Genomic DNA, 20,504 nt, shown 5'->3' with positions numbered 1-20,504 from the left:
CATCTCACCCCATCAAAGCCACACCTTTGATCTGGGCGAACAGGGCTCCCCCCGGACGCAGACGCAGCGCATCACAAGACCGTCGGGTGATGCGCGCCAGCAGCAGAGGTGACTCTCCGCGCGCAGACACCGTCTTGTCAATGCGCAACTGCAGGGTCACCGTGTCAGGCCCATCGTCACGCAAGGCCTCGATCTGCGCCGGCAGGATGTTGACGATGCTGCTGCCCACCGGGCGCGCCAGCACAACACTGACGTCGCGCGCCAGCACCCGGGCCCGTACGGTGTCCCCCTCAAGGGCGTCGCTGGCCCCTACCCACAGCGACTGCCCGGCCAGATCCAGCCTCGTCTGACCATAGACCGGGTCATGCTCGACCACCCGCGCCTGAATCAGCGCCGCGGCGTCATCGGCATGACTCAGGGGCAAATCGAGTCGGGCCATCAATTCGGCTGCCGGGCCACTGGCCACAACCTGCCCAGACTGCATCAGCACCAGGTGATCGGCCAGACGAGCGGCCTCCTCATGCGAGTGGGTCACATAGACCATGGGCAAGCCCAGGCTGCGGTTGAGCCGCTCCAGATAAGGCAGGATTTCCGCCTTGCGCGCCGGATCCAGCGCAGACAAGGGCTCGTCCATCAACAAGAGCCGAGGGCTGGTCAGCAGCGCGCGGGCAATGGCGACCCGCTGGCGCTCGCCACCAGACAGGCGATCCGGACGCCTGTCCAGCAAGTGCCCGATGCCCAGCAGTTCAACCGCCTCATCCATGCCGACCCGGCGCTCCGACTCGGGGATGCGGCGGCGGCCATACTCCAGGTTGGACCGCACGCTCAAATGCGGAAACAGGCTGGCTTCCTGAAACACATAGCCGATGGCTCGGCGGTGCGTCGGCACAAAGGCTGCCTGTGCCGCATCGTCCTGCCAGACCGAGCCATTGAGTGACACGCGCCCGCGAGGACGCTCCAGCCCTGCCAGAGCCCGCAAGATGGTGGTCTTGCCACAGCCCGACGGGCCCAGCAGCACACTCACCCCCTTGCCTGGCAAACGCAGGGACACGTTCAGGGCAAAACCTGGGTAATCCAGCTGAAGGTCAGCCTGCACTTCAGACATGAGACTCTCCGGAACGGCTGCGCTGGGCAGCCGGACGCCCACCCACCTGACCACCCAGCGCATACAAGGCCAGCATCACCAGGAAGCCAAAGGCCACCATGCCCCCAGCCAGCACATTGGCCTTGTCGTAATCCATCGCTTCCACATGCCCGTACAAAGCCACGGACAACACCTGCGTGGCCCCCGGGATGTTGCCCCCGATCATCAGCACCACACCGAACTCACCCACCGTGTGGGCAAAGCCCAGGACACCCGCCGTCAGAAAGCCCGGGCGTGCCAGAGGCAAAGCCACGGTCATGAAACGATCCCAGGGGCTGGCGCGCAAGGTTGCGGCCACTTCCATGGGGCGGGCACCAAAGGCTTCAAACGCCTGCTGCAAAGGCTGCACCACAAAGGGAAAGGAATGCAGCACCGAGGCCACCACCAGACCGGCAAACGTGAAGGGCAGCAAGCCCAGCCCCATGGCCTGGGTGAGCTTGCCGACAGGCCCGTTCGGGCCCATCAGCAGCAACAGGTAAAAACCGATCACCGTGGGCGGCAGGACCAGGGGCAAGGCCACCACGGCAGCCACCGCCCCCTTCATGCGTGAGGTGGTACGAGCCAGCCACCACGCAATCGGAGTCCCGATCAACAACAACAACAGCGTCGTGAACAACGCCAGCTCGGCTGTCAGCTTCAGCGCGAGCAGGTCCTGCGCATCCAGCATCAGAGCTCGTATCCGTACGACTTGATGATGGCCTTGGCCTTGTCCCCCTTGAGGAACTTCAACAATGCAGCAGCAGCCGGATTGGCCTCACCCTTGGTCAGCAAGGCAGCATCCTGCAGGATGGGGGTGTAGTACTGGGAGGGCACCACCCACATCGAACCGACAAAAGGCTTGTCCGGCGGAGCGACCTGAGACAGGGCTACAAAGCCCAGCTCGGCGTTGCCGGTGGCCACAAACTGCTGTGTCTGGCCGATGTTGTCGCCCTGCACGATCTTGCTGGCCAGGGCCTCGCTGAGCTTCAGGGCCTTGAGGGTCTCCATGCCGGCTGCGCCATAAGGTGCCAGCTTGGGGTTGGCCACGGCCAGATGCTCGAATTGGCCCTTGCTCAGTACCTCGCCCTTGCCATCGACAAACCCGGGTTTGGCGCTCCACAGCACCAGCTTGCCCTTGGCGTAGGTGAACTCCTGCCCCTTCACGGCCAGGCCTTCTTCGGCCAGTTTCTTGGGCGTTTCATCGTCTGCGGCCAGCAGCACTTCAAACGGTGCACCCGACTTGATCTGGGTGTAGAACTTGCCGGTCGACCCGGTGACGATGATGGCGTGATGGCCTGTCTCGGTCGCGAACTCGGCGGCCAGTTTCTGGAACGGACCCGCGAAGTTGGCTGCCACGGCCACTTGCACATCCGCAGCCTGAGCAGCCCACGCGAGGCTGGACAGCACACAGGCGGCAGACGCCTTGATCACCCAGGCCAGGCTGGTACGACGACTCGAATTCATCTGAAACTCCTTATGAAAACGGGCCATTCAGCCCAGTATCGACAAAATCACACTGGAAGACTTGAAGACCGCGCAGGCACGCTGCCCGATCTCTACCCCCAGCGACACCACGGATTCGCGTGTCACCACGGCGGTCACTGTTTTGCCAGCCCCCAGGTCCAGCGTGACCTCGGCATTGACTGGCCCATCCACCACCCGCTGCACCGTGCCCCACAGGTGATTGCGGGCGCTGGTGCGCAAGCTGGCATCGGTCATCAGCAGCACGGCCGAGGCCTTCACCAGCGCCACCACTTCGGTGCCGATGGTGATGCCGAGTTGCTCGGCCGAGTCGCGGGTGATGACCGCCACCAGTTCGTTGTGGTTGTCCAGGCGCAGGAAGACCTCGTAGTCGACTTCCCCTTCGCGCAAACCGCTGACGGTGCAGACAAACTGGTTGCGCGCCGTGGTACGCATGGCCATGCGCCGCAGCAGTTGCTGGAACGAACGCACGTTGCCCGAGTCCATGTCGGACCACTGGCTCATGAGGCGATCAAGCGCAGCCTGGTACTCGGCCTCGACAGCCCGATACAGCGCAATCACCTTGCGCCCGTGCTCGGTCAGCGCCGTGCCCCCGCCGTGCTTGCCGCCCGTGCTGCGCTCCACCAGCGGTTGATCGGCCAGGTTGTTCATCGCATCCACCGCATCCCAAGCTGCCTTGTAGGACAGCGGCACATGCTTGGCTGCCTGCGAGATCGACCCATACTGGTCGATGGCTTCCAGCAGCCGAATACGGGTGTCGCCCAGGAAGGTACCCAGATCCGTCGACACCTCCAGTTTGGAGACCAGGCGCGGGGTATGGGAAGAGCGAGAATCAGTCATGTAGGGCAGCAAGGCTTTCGTTGTTGCAAATGCGACATAGCGCCATGTTGGTCGTGCGTGTACGTGACCAAAAAAGGGCCAGCTCGCACCAAAAAAACAAGATCAAATCAATCAGTTATGGATGGCAACTTCACAAGTGAAGCACCTAGACTGGCCTGGCTGCATCACTTTTGTCGTATATGAAAAGATATAACGCAATCGTTGTGCCAGCACGTGATCGCTGTCAACCTCATTGAAGGAGTTCTCATGAAAGTCAGTGCGCGCAATGTGTTTCAGGGCACCGTTTCGGCCATCCACCCGGGAGCGGTGAACTCCGAGGTCCTGGTCAAGACCGCAGGAGGCGACACGCTGGTGGCCATCGTGACCGTCGGCGGGGTGCAATCGCTCGGCCTGACTGTCGGCAAGGACGTGGTGGCCTTGGTCAAGGCCCCCTGGGTGATGCTGGCCACCAGCGACAGCGGTCTGAAGTTCAGCGCCCGCAATCAGCTCGCCGGCAAGGTGTCGACCTTGTCCAAGGGCTCGGTCAACACCGAGGTCGGTGTGACCCTGCCTGGCGGCACCGAGGTGTTCGCCGTGGTCACCAACGAAGCGGTGGCCGAGCTGGGGCTGAGCGTGGGCAAGGATGCCTGCGCGGTCATCAAGGCCTCGCACGTGATCCTGGCCATTCCTGCCTGAGATGAACCAAGCACGGGAGGTGCTCATCTGGGCATCCTCTCGCTGAAGGCATAAAAGCCATATGACGTGATGGCCGGACGCTGGCACATGATGATGCGGTGGATCAGCCAGCGGCCATCGCGCATGCGCCAGGCCGCCAGGTCTTCGCTGTAGCCCCCGTCATTGGACTCCCCCGTCATGCCATCGCGCACACCGCCCTCCACCCGGAAGCGGTATCGGCAGTAGCAGGCATCGTCCTCCTCGTCGTAGCCCACCCAGCGCTCTGAAGCCAACTCGAGGTCGCGGTGCACATCGATCCACAACGGCCCGATGGCCAGCGCACGCCAGACCACCGGCAAACGCTCCGACCAGTCCACCTCTCGCCCCAAGTGGGTCGCCCGTTTGGCTCGCTTGATGGCCTTATCGCTATATTCTGAGATATACAACGGTCCGCGCATCTGATCACCTGTGAAAGACAAATGAAAAAAAGGGAGGTGGCGGGCAGCAGAACGCTACCCGCCCGACTAGCTTACATCACACCGTGGCCGGTGCGTGGGTGTAGCACTTCTTGGGACAGATCTTCGAGCAGGCGGTGCAGCCAATGCACAACTCCTGGTGCGCAATGGTCATCACCTTCTTTTCGTATTCCTCGTCATCGTCACCATCAGGGTCAAGGCCGACCCGCTCGCCTTCATCATTGAGGCCGACCAGCTCCAGCACACCACGCGGGCACACCTTGAAGCAGCGACCACAACCAATGCAGGTGTTTTCGTTGATGTTCTGAACAAAATTGGGTTCCCAGCTGGCACCGCTGGGCATCGTGACGGAAAAGTGGCTCATGACGGCACTCCCTGACAGTGGTCAGCCTCAGGCGCTGGCCGCTGCGGCGGCCTTGCGGGCCTCCATCAGCGCAGCGTGGGCATCGTGACAACGCTGCGCCACTTCCAGGATCTTTTCCCAGTTGGTCGGCAGCTCTTCAGACAGGTCATGCAGGTCCATCTTGGCCTGCGTGGCCTTGGCGTTGAGTTTCTTGAGTTGGGTCTTCAGTTCTTCGGCGTCCATGGTGGGCTCCAGCGCTCAGGCTCCGTAATTGGCCACATCGGGGTACTTGCGGATCATCTCGACACCATCGGTCAGGAACTTGCCGCCCTGCTCTGCGAGCTTGGCCAGCGAAGCAAAACCGAAGCGATGCACATCACGCAACTGCTTGTTGACGACCACCAGGCGACCTGCGATCAACACGATGCGGCCAAAGCCTTCGTGGCTCATCTTCATCATGGGCGAGACCATGTTGCCAGTCTCACGCTCAATGGCCACGCCAATGGCGTTGTAGAACAACTCGAGCCGCCACAGGATCTCGGGATCCGGGTCACCGATGATGGGAATCTCGCGGCGTTGTTCGGCGGTGAGGATGTAGGGGTCGAGCAATTGCCGATCCGACTTGCCTTCCCAGGTCCCGTGGGTGTCCTGGGCACGCAGCATCTTGACCAGTTCACGCACGAATGTCGTGGCCATCAAGGCCTCGTCGGTGGGGGCGTCCAGGGTGGCGGCTTCAGCCATGGTTGACCTCGTCTTCGTCTTCAAAGTTGTGGGCGGGGGTCTCCTGGCCTTTCAGCAAGGCTTTGCGCAGCCAGGGGGGAGGTGTGCCCTTGAGCACGTCCTGGAGCTTTTCCAGGATGTCGAGAATGGGTTCGGGCTGAGCCACCTTGATCGGGTGGATCTTCACGGCGACCACGCGGGCAGCCGCCGAGCCACCGATGGCCGCGACATACAAGATCGCGCAGTCCTTGATGGCCTCGAGCTTGGGGGCGAGCTTGTCCTCGTCACCGTCTTCTTCCAGCTTGCCGCCGAACTCGAAGTTCTCGACAAAGCTGTACCCCTCCGGCGTCACTTCGTACACCGAGAGGTTCTTGGCCCAACCGAAGTGCGCGTCAACGCGCTGCTTGTCCTGGGTACTGAAAGCCACTTTCATGGTGCGACTCCATTGGTTGAAACAGGGGAACGGCTGGCCGGCCAGGGCAGCGTCACCGCCGCGGGCTGCGCCACACGCTGAGCCGCCTCGGGCAAGGGCCAGTGATCCGGGCCGGCATGGGGGATGTGGGCCATCATCAGGTTGGCGACATCGAAGATGAACTGACGCGTGCCGCGGTAGCCCACCATCACCCGGTGCGAGTTACCGATGCGGTCGAAGATGGGAAAGCCCAGGCGCAGGAAGGGCTTGTCCAGCCGCTCGGCCGCCTGCCGGCCATGCGAGTGGGTGATCATCACGTCGCAGTCCTTGGCGGCGGCTTCCAGGTCTTCCAGGTCCCCTACGAGCACCTGCTCCACCGGCAACAGCTCAAGCACCTTGGAGTGCGTGGTGGTGACGCAGCTCACCAGCTTGGCGCCCAGCTCATGCAAGGTCATGCCAGCGGCGTACAACAGATCCGGCTCTGCACCGATGGCCACCTTGAGGTTGCCCAGATAGAAGTGGGCATCGAGCATGGCGTCCAGCAACTGGCTGCGCTGACGCCGGTAGCGCGCCGGCACAGGCTGGCCGCTGATTTGAGACAAGGTGGTCAGGAAACGGTCGTTGGCAGCCAGGCCGGTCAGGCGGTCGAACACATGCAGCGGCACCCCCGCACGCTCGTTGAGCGACAGCGCCGCAGCGCGCATCTGCTCGCCGATCGCCAGGGTCGCCACCGAGTTCCCCATGCGGCGAATCTCGTCGAGCGTGGTGCCGCCCAGGGTCGTGCCACGCCAATCTTCCGGGATGTGCCCGTCGAGTGAACGGGACACATCAGGCAGCACGATGGCTTTGAGGCCGAAGGACTCGATGATGTCCTTGATTTCGTCGATGTCGCCGGGCGTGAGCTGACTGCCCGCCAGCACGTTCACCTGCTGCGTGTCACGCGCGACCGTGGCAAAGCCGTTGCTGGCATCCTGCTGCTCGACCACAGCGTCAATGATGGCCTTCACCGCCTTGGCAAAGCCGTCTTCGAACGCACCCACATAGTCAGGCGTGGAGACATAGACCAGTGCGGTGTCGTCCAGGCTGGGCTGGCGTTGGCGAACCAGCTCCAGATAGCCCTCAACGTCGTCACCCTTGGTCTCGGTCAGCCCGGTGGAGCAGATGGCAATGACCGATGGCTTGGCTCGCTGCTTGATGTTGAGCAGGGCCTTTTCAACATTCTCAAAGCCACCCAGGATGGTGGTGACCTCGTTCATGGCCGTGGTCTGCAGCGGGATGGCTTCCTTGAAGTGCCTCACCAGCAACACCAGCCCAAACGAGGTGCAGCCCTGCGAGCCATGCATCACTGGCATGCAGCGGTCCAGCCCCATGAAGGCATAGCTGGCGCCCAGAGGCTGGCTCATCTTCAGCGGGTTGACCGCGCACGCTTTCTTCGAGTCGACGACCTGTGCCATGCCGGGCCTCCTCAGACGTGGGCAGCCGAGGAGCCGGCTGTCTCGGGACGCACAAAGGGCTCGGCCGGCAGCATGCCTGCATCAACCTCATCCCATGGGGCAGGAATGCGCACCTGCTGCCAGACGGGGTTGGACAAGGCCTTGTCGATTTCGTCGACCAGTTCGACCATGCCTTCGTAGCCTGCATAGGCATGGTGACGTTCCTGGTTGATGTCCAGCCAGGGCATACGGGCCTTGAGCGCGATGAACTGCGAACGCCCACCGGACAGCATGATGTCGGCACGCGCATCGCGCAGCATGTCGTACATCTGACGCGGCGTCATGTCGTCGATCATGTGGGCGTCATCCCCCATGATCTCCTTGATCTTGTCCTTGTCTTCCTTGGTCGACTTCTTGACCGAGGTGCCAACGATCTCCATGCCCACTTCCTGGAGAGCCGAGACCACCGACCAGGACTTCACACCGCCGGTGATCAACAACACCCGCTTGCCCTTGAGGCGCTCCTTGTAAGCACTCAGGCGCTGCCAGGCACGTGCCTCTTCCACCTCGATGAGGCGCTCGGTGCGGTCCAGCAGGTCCTCCCCGACGCCGCGCTGCACCAGCAGGCGCGCAATCTGGCGCAGCGTGTCGCTCATGTCGCCAATGCCGTAGAACGAGCCCTCGAAGTAAGGAATGCCCCACTTCTGCTGCATGCGCGTGGCGATGTTGATCATCGACTTGGAGCACACCATCATGTTGACCTGTGCCCGATGGCTGCTGGCCACATCGTGATAGCGGCCATCGCCCGAGATGCACGACAGGATGCGGATGCCCAGCGCATCGAGCAAGGGCTTGATCTGCCAGAGTTCGCCCGACAGGTTGTACTCGCCAATGATGTTGATGTCGTAGGGCGTGGTGTATTCGGGCTCTTCGGTGCCGATCACATAGTCCAGCAACGCCTCGCCACCGAGCTTGTTGCCCAGGTTCTTCGGGCCGGCAAAGCCCGGGCTGTTGACGGGAATGACCGGCTTGCCGAACTTTTCGGTGGCACGCTTGCACACGGCTTCGATGTCATCACCGATGAGCGCCGTCACGCAGGTCTGGTAGACGAAGATGGCCGGCGGGTTGTGCTTGTCGAGGATCTCGCGGATGGACTTGAACAGGCGCTTTTCGCCACCGTAGATCACATCGAGCTCGTTGATGTCGGTGGTGAAGCCGGTGCGGTAGATCTGCGAGCCGGACGAGGCGCTGTGGCGGTTGTCCCAGGAGTTGCCTTCGCAGGCGATGGGGCCATGAACCAGGTGAGCCACATCCACGATGGGCTGCAAGGCGATCTTGGCGCCGTCAAAGGCGCAGCCACCCGCCGCCGCGCCAGGAGAGAGCTGCTTGGTGCAACCCTTCTTGCGCTCTTTCTCGCTTTTGCCCTGGTTCTTGTCGCATCCCGGTTCGTCAAAGACTTCGGCGATCTTCTGCTTGAGCGATGCTGACATGGTCGGCTCCGGTGGGGGGTTAAGCTGTGCATTGCACAAACGGTGCCAGCCTGAAATCAACCTGAAATCAATGACTTAGCATCCAACCAACCGGTATCCGACACACCACATCAGAAGGCTGGTCGCAAACCCGACAAGCCGCTGTCGGGAACATGCCAAGGCCTCTCGGCCCGCCAGGTCAGTAGGCAGCCTGCTTGATGGCGTCGAAGGTAGACGCCATGTCAGCCGGGTCCACCTCGCTGACCTGGGCTGCCGCAAACACGTCTTCGCCAGCCAGCCACCGCGCCTCCAGCGAGGGCTCATTCAAGGCCATGGTCAAGGCCTGATTGAGCTCGTAGTTGCCCCAGGCCAGACCAGCATCGCGCATGGCCGACTGCATGGCGTTCTGCACCAGGCTGCGGACCTGCATGTGCGGTTCGGAATACGGAATGGCGTCGATCTGCCCGGCCGCCGCCTGGGCACATGCCCGCTTGTCGTAGGACGCCAGCCCGCGGCAAGCCAACGGCCGGACCTGGTAGATGACACAGACGCCCTGGGCGATGAAAGGGCAACGCTGACGCGCGGCCACGCGAGCCGTTTCAGCAAGACCATGGGTGAGCTGATCGGCCCGAGCGACCTGGCCCGGCAGGTCGATGCCGCGGGCCTGTAGCGCCGGGTCCAGCGCGCGGATGAAGCGCGCCACCATCAGCACCTCGGGGGCCGTGGCTGTCACGCGCAAGGTGCAGCAGGTCGCGCACCCCTTGTGGCAGTCCAGCGCTGGCAGCTTGGCCGTCTGTGCGCTGACATTGGTATCAAAGCTGTCACAGGCCAGTTGCAGCACGGCATCAAGCAACATGCCCTTGCCCTGCAACTGGGCCATGGCACGGCCATAGTCCTCGCTCAAGCCCTTGAAAAAGGTGATGGCAGACAGACCGTCCTGCCCAGTGGTGGCGCTGTGCATCGGCTCAGTTCTCGGCCAGGACATCCAGCGCCAGCAATTGCTCGCGCAAGGCGTACAAGGCGCGCCAGTTGTTCTGCTCGAAGAACAGCGGCTCGCTGCCTTCGGTCGCCAGCACCGCTTCCGGGTCACTCCAGAAAATGCGCACGGCTTTCAATGGACCCTGCGCGGCAGATTCACCCACACGCTGGCGCAAGGCCGCCGCACAGGCATCCTCCACGCTCACAGGGTCTGGCTGATAGGCTCCACGCTCAAGCACATGGTCAGCCCGGTAAAGCGGTGTGTCCCACCCATATTCACGCGCGAGCGTGCAGATGCCGGGAAACTCCTGCTCGGCCTCTTCCGTACCAGGCAGGTGACCGACCAGTTCCATCAGCTCGCGGGGGGTCGACACATCGTGCACCTCCCAGGGCTCCAGGCTGTCATGCACGATGACCTTGTTGAACAGGTCTTCGCCATCGAAGGCGAACCAGGCATGAGGGTCACCCTCATGCGGCACTTCCACGACATAGATCATCGTTGCCCCCTGTCAGATCGGGTTCACTCCACGCCGTCGGCCGAAGCCTTGGCCCACACCAGGCGACGGAATCGTTCCTGGATGGCCACCGGATCGTTTTCAAAGTTGCGGCGAGCCTCGTCCATCGCACCTTGCGCCACGGCTGCCTCGTCATGCCGCAAAGGAATGCGCCCACCCATGTGGGTCGCGCCCGGCACGGCACGGGCAATCGCCTGCCGGTTCGGGTGTTCGATCAGTGGAACCAGGGTATCGGTTTCGCGGTGGCCAGCGAGACACAGCCAGCCATCGATCACTTCGACCTTGCGGCCATCTTCAGTGCTCTTGACGTACACGCCCATGATGTGATCCTCACCAAGCGAAAAAGGCCGGAGCACCTTGCCCCGGCCTTGTGGTCCGCATCAGCGGATGATGTCGTACGAGTAGTCGGTCTTGCCCGGAATGATCGTGTTGGCATCCAGGGTTTCGAAGTACTCGTCCAGGAAGGAGACCAGCACGCGCAGGCCGCCTTCGTAGCCCCAGATGGGGTAACGGTGGTAGTGGTGGCGATCGAAGATCGGGAAGACCATGCGGATCAGCGGGGTGCCCGTGTCACGCTCGAGGTACTTGCCATAGGTGTTGCCGATCAGGAAGTCCACCGGCTCCGTGTGCAACAGCGAGCGCATGTGCCACAGGTCACGCTTCGGATAGGCCTTGCCAGCCTTGCCGTAAGGCGAGGCATCCAGCACCGACTGCACCTTGGCTGCCCAATCGTTGTCACCGTTGGTGGCCAGAATGTGAGCAGGCTCGGCACCGATTTCCAGCAGGAACTGGGTCAGGCCCAGCATCATGTCGGGGTCGCCGTACATGGCAAAGCGCTTGCCGTGCAGGTGAGCCTGGCTGTCAGCCATGGCATCAACCAGCTGACCACGTTCCTTTTCCAGTTCGGCAGGAACCGGCTTGCCGGTCAGACGCGACAGCTCCATCAGGAAGGCATCGGTGCCAGCCACGCCGATCGGGCTGTTGAGCACGACCACTTCCTGGCCCTTTTCCTTGATGTACTTCGCGGTCTTCTCGCAAGAGTATTCCTGGAAGACGATGGTGGCCTTGGCGTTCAGAGCCTTCTCGACGGTTTCCTTGGTGGTGCCGCCTTCATACATGCGGAACTCGCCATCGGTGGGGGTGTTCCACACTTCGGACGGATCGCAGATGATGTTGTAGGTGACGCCGAACAGGTCGAAGATGCGCTTGATTTCCTTCATGTTGCCCACGACGAAGCCGTCGAAGCCACCGATGAAGTTGATCGAGTCATCCGGCACGCGGGTCAGAGGCGTGCTCGCACCGGCCTTGCCATCCCAGAAGTGCTTGAGGATGCCCAGCAGCGCGTTGTCGTAGCCGGTGATGTGGCTGCCGACGAAAGCCGGGGTGTGTGCGAACGGCACGTCGAACTCGGCAGGCACGGAGCCCTTTTGCTTGGAGTTCTTGATGAAGGCGTCCAGGTCGTCACCGATCACCTCGGCCATGCAAGTCGTCGACACGGCGATCATGTCGGGCTTGTAGAGGTTGTAGGTGTTGGCCAGGCCGTCAATCATGTTGTTCAGGCCACCGAACACGGCTGCGTCTTCGGTCATCGAGGACGACACGCAAGAGGTCGGCTCCTTGAAGTGACGCGAGAAGTGCGAGCGGTAGTAGGCGACGCAGCCTTGCGAACCGTGCACGAAGGACATGGTCTTGGCGAAGCCGTTGGCCACGAAGACGGCACCCAGCGGCTGGCAGGCCTTGGCGGGGTTGACCACCAGAGAATCACGCTTGAAGTTCTTCTCTTTGTAGTCTTCGGTCTTGGTCCACTCGACGACTTGCTTGATCTTGTCGTCGGCGTGGTTGTATTCGAACTCTTTCTTGCGGGCAAAGAGGTCTTGATACTCGGGCTCACGGAACAGCAGTTCGTGGTCGATGATCTTGTCGGCGTTTTGAGGCATGGTGCTCTCCAGAAAAACGATATCTGTTCAGAGAGGCCCCGCCGCAAAACGCCGGGGCCGGACTCGCTCGGTCAGGCGGCCTTCTTCCAGGGTGCCTTGGTCAGGCCCCAGATCGGGCTGCTGATGGCCATGTCCATGTCACGAGCGAAGATGGCGAAGCCGTCGTAGCCGTGATAGGGGCCGGAGTAGTCCCAGCTGTGCATCTGACGGAAGGGCACGCCCATCTTCTGGAAGACGTACTTTTCCTTGATGCCCGAACCGACGAGGTCAGGCTTGATCGCTTCGGCGAACTTCTCGAACTCGTAGCCGGTCACGTCGTCATAGATCAGCGTGGAGTCCTTGATGTAGTGCGTGGTGCGCTGGTAGTCGTCGTTGTGGCCGAATTCGTAGCCAGTACCCACCACTTCCATGCCCAGGTCTTCGTAGGCGCCGATCACGTGACGAGGACGCAGACCGCCCACATACAGCATGACCTTCTTGCCTTCCAGGCGGGGCTTGTACTTGTCGATGACGGCTTGCATCAGCGGCTTGTACTTGGCGATGACTTCCTCAGCCTTGGCCTTGATGGTGTCGTCGAAGTGGGCAGCGATTTCACGCAGCGACTTCTCGATCATGGTCGGGCCGAAGAAGTTGTACTCAACCCATGGAATACCGTACTTTTCTTCCATGTGGCGGCTGATGTAGTTCATCGAACGGTAGCAGTGCAGCACGTTCAGCTTGGCCTTCGGGGTGTTTTCCAGCTCGGCGATGGTGCCGTCGCCAGACCACTGGGCGATCACGCGCAGGCCCATTTCTTCCAGCAGGATGCGGCTCGACCAGGCATCGCCACCGATGTTGTAGTCACCGATGATGGCCACGTCGTAAGGCGTCGCTTCGAATTCGCGTTCCTTCTTGGTCTTGCCATCGAACACCCAGTCACGGATGGCGTCGTTGGCGATGTGGTGGCCCAGCGATTGGGACACGCCACGGAAGCCTTCGCAACGCACCGGCACGATGGTGTGGTTGTCGTATTCCTTGGACTTCTTCTTGGAGACGGCTTCGATGTCGTCACCGATCAGACCGATCGGGCACTCGGACTGCACCGAGATGCCCTTGTTCAGGGGGAACAGTTCCTGGATTTCGTCGACGATCTTTTCCAGCTTCTTGTCGCCGCCGAAAACGATGTCCTTTTCCTGGAAGTCAGAGGTGAACTGCATGGTCACGAAGGTGTCCACGCCGGTCACGCCGATGTAGTAGTTGCGACGAGCAGCCCAGCTGTACTGGCCACAGCCGACGGGGCCGTGAGAGATGTGGATCATGTCCTTGATCGGACCCCACACCACGCCCTTGGAGCCGGCATAAGCACAACCGCGAATGGTCATCACACCGGGCAGGGATTTGATGTTCGACTTGACGCCGCAATCGGGCTTGCCTTCCTCGTACACGCCCAGGTGCTTGGCGCGCTTTTTGGCCATCTTTTCGGGATAGGCCTTGAGGACTTCATCGATCAAGGCCTTGTTCGTGGCCTTGCGTTCTTCAACAGTCATGCTCATGGTGTGACTCCGGTCGTGAATTCATCAGAGGGGGGTTCCGAGAGGGAGGCCCCCGGCCCCCCTCGTGGTCTTATGCAGTCAGTTCAGCGGCAGACTTGCCGACTTGCGACTCGTCGACGGCTTGCATGATCCCGTGTTCCATCAGCAGGTCTTCCAGCTCGTCCATGGTGATGGGGGTGGGGATGATGCCCTGGCCCTTGTTGGCATGAACCTTCTGGGCCAGCGTGCGGTATTCACCAGCTTGCTTGCTGTCCGGTGCGTACTCGATCACGGTCATGCGACGCAGTTCGGCGTGCTGCACGATGTTGTCGCGAGGAACGAAGTGGATCAGCTGGGTGCCCAGCTTCTTGGCCAGGGACTCGGCCAGTTCGTATTCCTTGTCGGTCTTGCGCTCGTTGCAGACCAGGCCGCCCAGACGCACACCACCGCTGTTGGCGTACTTCAGAATGCCCTTGGAGATGTTGTTGGCGGCGTACATGGCCATCATTTCGCCGGACATCACGATGTAGATTTCCTGGGCCTTGTTTTCGCGGATGGGCATGGCGAAGCCACCGCACACCACGTCACCCAGCACGTCGTAGGACACATAGTCCACGCCTTCGTAGGCACCGTTTTCTTCCAGGAAGTTGATCGAGGTGATCACACCGCGACCAGCGCAACCCACGCCAGGTTCCGGGCCACCGGATTCCACGCAGCGGATGTCGCGGAAACCGATCTTCATCACGTCTTCGATTTCCAGGTCCTCCACGGAGCCAGCTTCAGCAGCCAGCGACAGGATGGTGTCCTGGGCCTTTGCGTGCAGAATCAGACGAGTCGAGTCAGCCTTGGGGTCGCAGCCGACGATCAGGATCTTTTGACCCATTTCGGCCAGAGCAGCCAGCGTGTTTTGAGAAGTGGTCGACTTGCCGATACCACCCTTGCCGTAGAAGGCGATCTGTCTGAGGGACATAGCAGTTCTCCAAAAAAATGATGCTGAGGATTGAAAGCAGGTTGCGAAGTCGCGACCCTGGAGAGCCTTCGGTGCCGTTATCGGTCTTCGTCTGTCGTCACCCTCTGGCCAGACATGGTCTGCGCACTCCCCCTACCGCAACTGCCGTGCCAAGCCAGAACACAATCATTAAGTCATTGATTTAATTGAATAAATTCACTTTTGTTCGTTTTTGATAGGGGGCTTTTTTGTTTGTGCGAAAGCCGACAAAAGACCCTACTGGCGTCAGGAACAAAACAGACCTGTCGGACACGCCCAATGCGCTCAAGCACACCGACACCCCGTGGCAGAAAGGACATCGCCACTCGGTAATCCGTGCGCTTTGGTCGGTGATGTGCCGGCCCACACAACGCTGGTACGGCGTTTGCAGCATCCGTGCGCATGGACACGCACGACAAACCTCCCCAAGCCGGCCTCAAGCTGGCTGCGCCGGTCAATCCGCACTACGAGAAGATCGGTGGTGAACCGGCTGTGGCCGCGCTGGTCGATGCCTTCTATCGGCTCATGGATACCCTTCCGCAAGCCGCCGGCATCCGCGCCATGCACGAGCCCGATCTCTCGCATACCAAGGCTGTGCTGAGGCTGTTTCTCAGCGAGTGGCTGGGTGGCCCGCGCGTGTATTCAGCCGAGCGCGGGCAACCTCACCTGCGGCGCCGCCACATGCCGTTTCCCATTGGCGAGGCCGAGCGCGACGCCTGGATGCTGTGCATGAAAGGCGCGCTCGATGAAGTGGTCGCTGACGAGGCCTTGCGTGCCCAGTTGATGCAGGCCTTTTTCAAGACCGCCGATTTCATCCGCAACGACCGTCCCCACTGAGTCACCAGCCTGACAGGAGTACATGCCATGAGCGCCGTCACCGACAAGCCCACGATCGACCAGACCGCCTTCGGGCCCCTTGAGGCGCAAAAGCGCCTGCAGAACCCGGTGCTGAAGGCACCCACCGGCAAGCCGGGCCGCTTCGGCTTCCGTGGAGAACTGGCGCTGCGCTTTTCCACCCAGATGGCCGATGAAGCCCGCCCGCCCGAGCTGACCTGCGACCAGGTGATGGCCATTGCCCAGGCTGGCGAGAAGACCATCCCTTTCTTGGCGGGCTACCTGCTGTCCTTCGAGCATCTGAAGGACGTGGCCGAGGTGCTGGGCACGGCCCTCACAGCTGGCGGCAAGTACTTCCTGTTCTGCAACAACATCGACCTGAGCAAAAAGTACCAGGTGCCCTACAAGGGCGCCATGTTCTATGTGCTGCCCATCGACGAGGCCACGGTCTACAACGAATTGCTGGAACTGCTCTACCTGGACCGCAATGAACTCAAGCGCATGGACACCGGCACCAAGCTGGACGTCATCGCCGAGGCCGCCATGAAGTTCGACATCACCTTCGACATGATCACCTACAGCGAGGGGCTGGAGCTGATGGGCCCTGTGCGCAACCCGAACGAAAACCGCCCGGTCTGAGACCGCAGGAGCACCCATGGCCCACATCGTGTTCTACGAGAAACCTGGCTGTGGCGGCAACGCCCGCCAGAAGATCATGCTCACCGAAGCGGGCCACACGCTGGATGTGCGCAACCTGCTGGCCGAGCCCTGGACGGCCGAACGCCTGCTCGGCTATTTCGGCTCGCTGCCCGTGCCGCGCTGGTTCAACATGGCTGCGCCAAGGGTGAAGTCGGGTGAAGTCCAGCCAGCCCACCTCGGGGCCGATGAGGCCCTGGCCCTGATGCTGCACGAACCCCTGTTGATTCGCCGCCCCCCTGATGTCGGTGACGCAAGCTGATGGCTGCACCAGCTACATGGTCGGCTTCGAAACCGATGCCGTGGCAGCCTGGGTCGGCTTGCGCCCGGCAGCCAGTGAAGGCCCTCGTTCCCTCGAAGGTTGTGCTGCCGCACACCCCTCTGCCACCTGCCACCCCGACAAGGCCTGAATCCCAGCCCCGCGTGTCATCCATGTTCGACTGGCCCCTGCTGAATACAGGCACGAACCTGGTGGGGGTGCCACCAGGTCTGATCGGCTCGGTCGATTTCAACGAGCACGCGGTTCGGTTGCGCATCCACGGCACCCGGGAATCGGCACTCGGCCTGTTCAAGGTGCTCGACACCGTGTCCGACCTGCAGGAAGCCAGCGACGTGTTTCGCCATTTCATGAGCATCACCTTTGGTCTGCGCCCTGATCCGGATGCCCGCAACCGTGCCGAACAACTGCGCTGGAAGAGCAGCTACCTGAAGGTGCTGGAAGGCTGGGGATTTGACTCCAACAGCCCCCAGGGTTCCGTGCTCAAGGGCTGGGTGGAAAGCCGTTTTGGCCTGGCGCCCACCTTCCACCACGAACTGCTGGATCACTACCCGTCGGCAGCCTGGATGCGTTACATCGAAGAGAAGTACACCAGTCGCTTTCACAACAACAACATCAACCAGCAACTCGATCTGTTGTTCGAATTCTGCCAATGGTGTGCACGCCGCTTCGGGCTGCCCGCCCGGACCCGCATCAAGGTCTGGCGGGGGGTCAACAACCTGCGCGAACACCGACTGCTTGCTGGCAGCCTGCGCGAACGCGAGTGCGTGCTGCTGCTCAACAACCTCAACTCCTTTGCGCTGTCGCGCGAGAAAGCCGAGATGTTTGGCGACTGGATCCTCGAAACCGATGTGCCCGTGCAAAAGCTGCTGTTCTTCCCCGGCTTGCTCGGCAAGTCGTTGCTCGCCGGCGAAAGCGAAGTGATTGCGCTGGGCGGGGCCTACCGCGTCAAGGCATCCTATGTCTGAGCCCTCAGCCAACACCATCCCTGCCGGCTCGGTGCACGACCGCGCCCTGGCCGCGTATCTGGGGCTGGCCATCGGTGACGCGCTGGGTGCCACGGTCGAGTTCATGACGCCCCGCGAAATTGCCTACCAATACCGGGTGCACGACCAGATCACCGGCGGAGGCTGGCTGAAACTGCCCGCCGGCGACGTCACCGACGACACGACCATGTCGCTCGCCTTGGGCCAGGCCATGGTCGACGCACAGGGCTGGTCCATGCCCCATGTGGCACAAGCCTGGGTCGAGTGGTTGCGCCAGGGGCCGGTCGACTGCGGCAACACCTGCCGTCGGGGCATCCGGCGCTACATGGGCGACGGCTCGCTGGAAGGACCGCTGCGCGAAGGCGATGGAGGCAATGGGGCGCTGATGCGCAACCTGCCTGTGGTGCTGGCCACGCTGCACAGCTCGGCTGCCTTTGAGCGCTGGTCGATCGAGCAGGCGCATTTCACCCACCACCATCCCTTGTCCGATGCCGCCACGCTGTGTCTGGGCCACATGGTGCGGGACTGGATCCTCGCACCCGAGACCGCATCCCGACGCATGCCCGAGCGTGCCGCCCAACTGGTGGCGCAGTACCCGGCCTTCCGGTTTGACCCCTACCCTGGGCGGGCCACCGGCTACATCGTCGACACGGTTCAGACCGTGCTGCACTTCGTGCTGCAGGAGCCCGACTTCGAAGCGTGCGTGGTGGCCACCGTGAACCGCGGCGACGATGCCGACACCACGGGGGCCCTTGCCGGCATGCTGGCCGGCGCGCGCTCAGGCCTGCAGGGTATCCCGACACGCTGGCTGAAGGCGCTCAAGCCCCAGGTCCGCCAGGCCATCGAACAACAGGTCCGACAGCTGTTGGCACTCCCTGCGGTCTAGCTGACTGGCACAATTTGGGCATGCCCAGCCCTGATTTCCGCGTCCTCTCCGTCATCCCCCCGATGACGCAGCTCAATACCCCCTACCCGTCCACGGCCTACCTGACGGGTTTCCTGCGTTCGCGCGGGGTGGATGCCGTGCAGGAAGACCTGGCCCTGGCCACCGTGCTGCGCATGCTGTCACGCACCGGTTTGCAGGCCATCCATGAGCACATCCAGGCATCCGGTCAGGCTCACGCCTCGCGCACGGTCGCCTTCTTTGTCGAGCATGTCGACGACTACCTGCGCACCATTGACCGCGTCATCGCTTTCCTGCAGGGAGACGACCCCACCCTGGGTCACCGCATCTGCAACCGTGCCTTTCTGCCCGAAGGCCCCCGCTTCGACAACCTCGAGGCCTACGTCGACGAGGAAGGGGGCGACTCACTGGCCTGGGCCTTCGGTGCCCTGGGCATGCAGGACCGCGCCAAGCACCTGGCCACGCTCTACCTCAACGATCTCGCCGATGTCATCAAGCATGCCGTCGACCCCCGCTTCGAGTTCGTGCGTTACGCCGAATCGCTGGCCGCCAGTCAGCCCACCTTCGAGCCACTGGCCCAAGCCCTGTCGGCCCCACTGACCCTGGTCGACGAGACGCTGCGCGACCTGACCTTGCAGGCGCTCGAGCGTCACCGCCCTCGCCTTGTGCTGCTGTCCGTGCCCTTTCCGGGCTCTGTGTACGCCGCTTTCCGCATAGCGCAGTTCATCAAGGCACATGACCCGAGCATCATCACCTCGCTCGGCGGAGGCTTCGTCAACACCGAACTGCGCGAACTGAGCGAACCGCGCGTGTTCGACTACATGGACTTCGTCACGCTGGACGCTGGCGAGCGCCCCTTGATCGCCCTGCTGGAGCACCTGCACGGCGAACGTTCACGCGAACGTCTGGTGCGCTGTTTCGTACGCGAGGCGGACTCCGGCGCCGTGCGCTACATGAACTGGCCGGAACCCGACGTGCCCTTCGCGGAAGTGGGCACCCCCACCTGGGACGGGCTGCCCTTGAAGCGCTATCTGTCGCTGCTGGACATGCTCAACCCCATGAACCGCCTGTGGTCGGACGGGCGCTGGAACAAGCTCACCGTGGCCCACGGCTGCTACTGGAAAAAGTGCAGCTTCTGCGACGTCAGCCTGGACTACATCTCGCGCTACGAGGGCGCCAACGCCTCGGTGCTGGTCGACCGCATCGAGGCCATCGTTGAGGAAACCGGGCAAACAGGCTTCCACTTCGTGGACGAAGCTGCGCCCCCGAAAGCCCTGCGGGCCCTGGCCGCCGAACTGAAGCGCCGCAACCTGGGCATTTCCTGGTGGGGCAACATCCGCTTCGAAAAATCGTTCACGCCCCAGCTGTGCGAAGAGCTGGCCGACAGCGGCTGCATCGCCATCTCAGGCGGCCTGGAGGTGGCCTCTGACCGCCTGCTCGCCATGATGAAAAAAGGCGTATCGGTGGAACAGGTGGCCCAGGTGACACGCTCGTTCACCGAGGCCGGCATCCTGGTACACGCCTACCTGATGTACGGCTTCCCCACCCAGACCGTGCAGGACACGGTCGACGCCCTGGAATACGTGCGCCAGCTCTTCGAGCAAGGCTGCATCCAGTCTGGCTTCTTCCACCGGTTTGCTTGCACGGTGCACTCTCCTGTCGGCCTGAACCCCGAGGACTACGGCATCACCCTGCAGGCCCTGCCGCCGGTCAGCTTCGCGAAGAACGACATCGCCTTCATCGACCCGACCGGCACCGACCACGATGCCATGGGGCAGGCGCTGAAAAAGGCGATCTACAACTATATGCACGGCATCTGCCTCGACACCGATGTCCGCAGCTGGTTCAACGTGCGTGTGCCCAAACCCACGGTGCCTCGCCACTTCATCGAGCGGGCCCTGAGCCGACGGGCCTGATCGCCCGCCC

25 protein-coding genes are annotated in these 20,504 nt (G+C 62.2%); 8 read left to right on the top strand and 17 right to left on the bottom strand.

Features of this window, described 5'->3' with window-relative positions:
* Positions 1–4: 4 nt before the first annotated feature.
* From modC to ACE3PH_RS06170, 4 genes are read right to left on the bottom strand one after another with little or no spacing between them, the layout of a single operon-like run.
* Positions 5–1,105: a molybdenum ABC transporter ATP-binding protein gene (gene modC, locus ACE3PH_RS06185; protein WP_374317122.1), complete on the bottom strand. Its 1,101-nt coding sequence runs from the start codon at positions 1,103–1,105 to the stop codon at positions 5–7.
* Entirely contained in the window at positions 1,098–1,814 is a 717-nt protein-coding gene (gene modB / locus ACE3PH_RS06180; protein WP_374317281.1) for a molybdate ABC transporter permease subunit, read from the bottom strand. Before modB ends, modC begins: the two co-directional genes overlap by 8 nt.
* Positions 1,811–2,587 carry a molybdate ABC transporter substrate-binding protein gene (modA, locus tag ACE3PH_RS06175; protein WP_374317121.1) on the bottom strand — a complete coding sequence of 259 codons (777 nt, stop codon included), beginning with the start codon at positions 2,585–2,587 and terminating at the stop codon, positions 1,811–1,813. The genes modB and modA overlap by 4 nt, the downstream gene beginning before the upstream one ends.
* 27 nt (positions 2,588–2,614) lie before the next feature.
* Complete coding sequence (locus tag ACE3PH_RS06170) at positions 2,615–3,445, bottom strand: TOBE domain-containing protein (protein ID WP_374317120.1); 831 nt, start codon at positions 3,443–3,445, stop codon at positions 2,615–2,617.
* 246 nt (positions 3,446–3,691) lie between these two features.
* Between ACE3PH_RS06170 and ACE3PH_RS06165 the strand changes: the two genes are divergently transcribed.
* Entirely contained in the window at positions 3,692–4,120 is a 429-nt protein-coding gene (locus ACE3PH_RS06165) for a molybdopterin-binding protein (RefSeq protein WP_374317119.1), read from the top strand.
* A 23-nt stretch (positions 4,121–4,143) separates the two neighbouring features.
* Here the strand turns inward: ACE3PH_RS06165 and ACE3PH_RS06160 are convergent, their stop codons facing one another.
* The 13 genes from ACE3PH_RS06160 to nifH all read right to left on the bottom strand — a co-directional run bounded on the left by ACE3PH_RS06160 (position 4,144) and on the right by nifH (position 14,863).
* The gene (locus ACE3PH_RS06160) at positions 4,144–4,476 is read right to left on the bottom strand and encodes a hypothetical protein (protein WP_374317118.1); all 333 of its coding nucleotides are present in this window, start codon (positions 4,474–4,476) and stop codon (positions 4,144–4,146) included.
* A gap of 157 nt (positions 4,477–4,633) precedes the next feature.
* Positions 4,634–4,939 (bottom strand): ferredoxin III, nif-specific, encoded by a 306-nt coding sequence (gene fdxB, locus ACE3PH_RS06155; protein WP_374317117.1) that lies wholly within the window; start codon positions 4,937–4,939, stop codon positions 4,634–4,636.
* A gap of 27 nt (positions 4,940–4,966) precedes the next feature.
* Complete coding sequence (locus ACE3PH_RS06150; RefSeq protein WP_374317116.1) at positions 4,967–5,161, bottom strand: CCE_0567 family metalloprotein; 195 nt, start codon at positions 5,159–5,161, stop codon at positions 4,967–4,969.
* Between the two features lie 15 nt (positions 5,162–5,176).
* A complete protein-coding gene (locus tag ACE3PH_RS06145) occupies positions 5,177–5,659 on the bottom strand; it encodes a NifX-associated nitrogen fixation protein (protein ID WP_374317115.1) in 483 nt (160 codons plus the stop codon).
* Positions 5,652–6,071, bottom strand: a complete 420-nt coding sequence (gene nifX, locus ACE3PH_RS06140; RefSeq protein ID WP_374317114.1) for a nitrogen fixation protein NifX — start codon at positions 6,069–6,071, stop codon at positions 5,652–5,654. Before nifX ends, ACE3PH_RS06145 begins: the two co-directional genes overlap by 8 nt.
* Complete coding sequence (gene nifN, locus ACE3PH_RS06135) at positions 6,068–7,504, bottom strand: nitrogenase iron-molybdenum cofactor biosynthesis protein NifN (RefSeq protein ID WP_374317113.1); 1,437 nt, start codon at positions 7,502–7,504, stop codon at positions 6,068–6,070. Before nifN ends, nifX begins: the two co-directional genes overlap by 4 nt.
* Positions 7,505–7,515: 11 nt before the next feature.
* Positions 7,516–8,973: a nitrogenase iron-molybdenum cofactor biosynthesis protein NifE gene (nifE, locus tag ACE3PH_RS06130; RefSeq protein ID WP_374317112.1), complete on the bottom strand. Its 1,458-nt coding sequence runs from the start codon at positions 8,971–8,973 to the stop codon at positions 7,516–7,518.
* A 178-nt stretch (positions 8,974–9,151) separates the two neighbouring features.
* Entirely contained in the window at positions 9,152–9,913 is a 762-nt protein-coding gene (locus ACE3PH_RS06125; protein ID WP_374317111.1) for a YkgJ family cysteine cluster protein, read from the bottom strand.
* Between the two features lie 4 nt (positions 9,914–9,917).
* A complete protein-coding gene (locus ACE3PH_RS06120) occupies positions 9,918–10,427 on the bottom strand; it encodes a hypothetical protein (protein ID WP_374317110.1) in 510 nt (169 codons plus the stop codon).
* Positions 10,428–10,450: 23 nt separating this feature from the next.
* Entirely contained in the window at positions 10,451–10,765 is a 315-nt protein-coding gene (locus tag ACE3PH_RS06115) for a hypothetical protein (protein WP_374317109.1), read from the bottom strand.
* A gap of 60 nt (positions 10,766–10,825) precedes the next feature.
* The gene (gene nifK, locus ACE3PH_RS06110) at positions 10,826–12,382 is read right to left on the bottom strand and encodes a nitrogenase molybdenum-iron protein subunit beta (RefSeq protein WP_374317108.1); all 1,557 of its coding nucleotides are present in this window, start codon (positions 12,380–12,382) and stop codon (positions 10,826–10,828) included.
* A 71-nt stretch (positions 12,383–12,453) separates the two neighbouring features.
* Positions 12,454–13,914, bottom strand: coding sequence for a nitrogenase molybdenum-iron protein alpha chain (gene nifD, locus ACE3PH_RS06105; RefSeq protein ID WP_374317107.1), 1,461 nt, complete (start codon positions 13,912–13,914; stop codon positions 12,454–12,456).
* Between the two features lie 70 nt (positions 13,915–13,984).
* Entirely contained in the window at positions 13,985–14,863 is an 879-nt protein-coding gene (nifH, locus tag ACE3PH_RS06100) for a nitrogenase iron protein (RefSeq protein ID WP_374317106.1), read from the bottom strand.
* Between the two features lie 420 nt (positions 14,864–15,283).
* Between nifH and ACE3PH_RS06095 the strand changes: the two genes are divergently transcribed.
* Genes ACE3PH_RS06095 through ACE3PH_RS06065 form a run of 7 tightly spaced genes read left to right on the top strand, consistent with a single transcriptional unit; the run spans position 15,284 to position 20,494 of the window.
* Positions 15,284–15,718 carry a group II truncated hemoglobin gene (locus ACE3PH_RS06095; RefSeq protein ID WP_374317105.1) on the top strand — a complete coding sequence of 145 codons (435 nt, stop codon included), beginning with the start codon at positions 15,284–15,286 and terminating at the stop codon, positions 15,716–15,718.
* Positions 15,719–15,745: 27 nt separating this feature from the next.
* Positions 15,746–16,354 carry a hypothetical protein gene (locus ACE3PH_RS06090; RefSeq protein WP_374317104.1) on the top strand — a complete coding sequence of 203 codons (609 nt, stop codon included), beginning with the start codon at positions 15,746–15,748 and terminating at the stop codon, positions 16,352–16,354.
* A 16-nt stretch (positions 16,355–16,370) separates the two neighbouring features.
* Positions 16,371–16,673: a hypothetical protein gene (locus tag ACE3PH_RS06085; protein ID WP_374317103.1), complete on the top strand. Its 303-nt coding sequence runs from the start codon at positions 16,371–16,373 to the stop codon at positions 16,671–16,673.
* Positions 16,654–16,821: a hypothetical protein gene (locus tag ACE3PH_RS06080; RefSeq protein WP_374317102.1), complete on the top strand. Its 168-nt coding sequence runs from the start codon at positions 16,654–16,656 to the stop codon at positions 16,819–16,821. Before ACE3PH_RS06085 ends, ACE3PH_RS06080 begins: the two co-directional genes overlap by 20 nt.
* Positions 16,822–16,843: 22 nt before the next feature.
* Positions 16,844–17,656 carry an NAD(+)--dinitrogen-reductase ADP-D-ribosyltransferase gene (locus tag ACE3PH_RS06075; protein WP_374317101.1) on the top strand — a complete coding sequence of 271 codons (813 nt, stop codon included), beginning with the start codon at positions 16,844–16,846 and terminating at the stop codon, positions 17,654–17,656.
* Positions 17,649–18,560 (top strand): ADP-ribosyl-[dinitrogen reductase] hydrolase, encoded by a 912-nt coding sequence (gene draG, locus ACE3PH_RS06070; protein WP_374317100.1) that lies wholly within the window; start codon positions 17,649–17,651, stop codon positions 18,558–18,560. The genes ACE3PH_RS06075 and draG overlap by 8 nt, the downstream gene beginning before the upstream one ends.
* A gap of 20 nt (positions 18,561–18,580) precedes the next feature.
* The gene (locus ACE3PH_RS06065; protein ID WP_374317099.1) at positions 18,581–20,494 is read left to right on the top strand and encodes a radical SAM protein; all 1,914 of its coding nucleotides are present in this window, start codon (positions 18,581–18,583) and stop codon (positions 20,492–20,494) included.
* Positions 20,495–20,504: the final 10 nt, after the last annotated feature.

It is taken from the genome of Aquabacterium sp., assembly GCF_041909175.1.
Taxonomy (GTDB): domain Bacteria; phylum Pseudomonadota; class Gammaproteobacteria; order Burkholderiales; family Burkholderiaceae_C; genus Aquabacterium.
The sequence above is the reverse complement of the archived record's forward strand: the minus strand, read 5'-3'. Positions and strand labels throughout refer to the sequence as shown.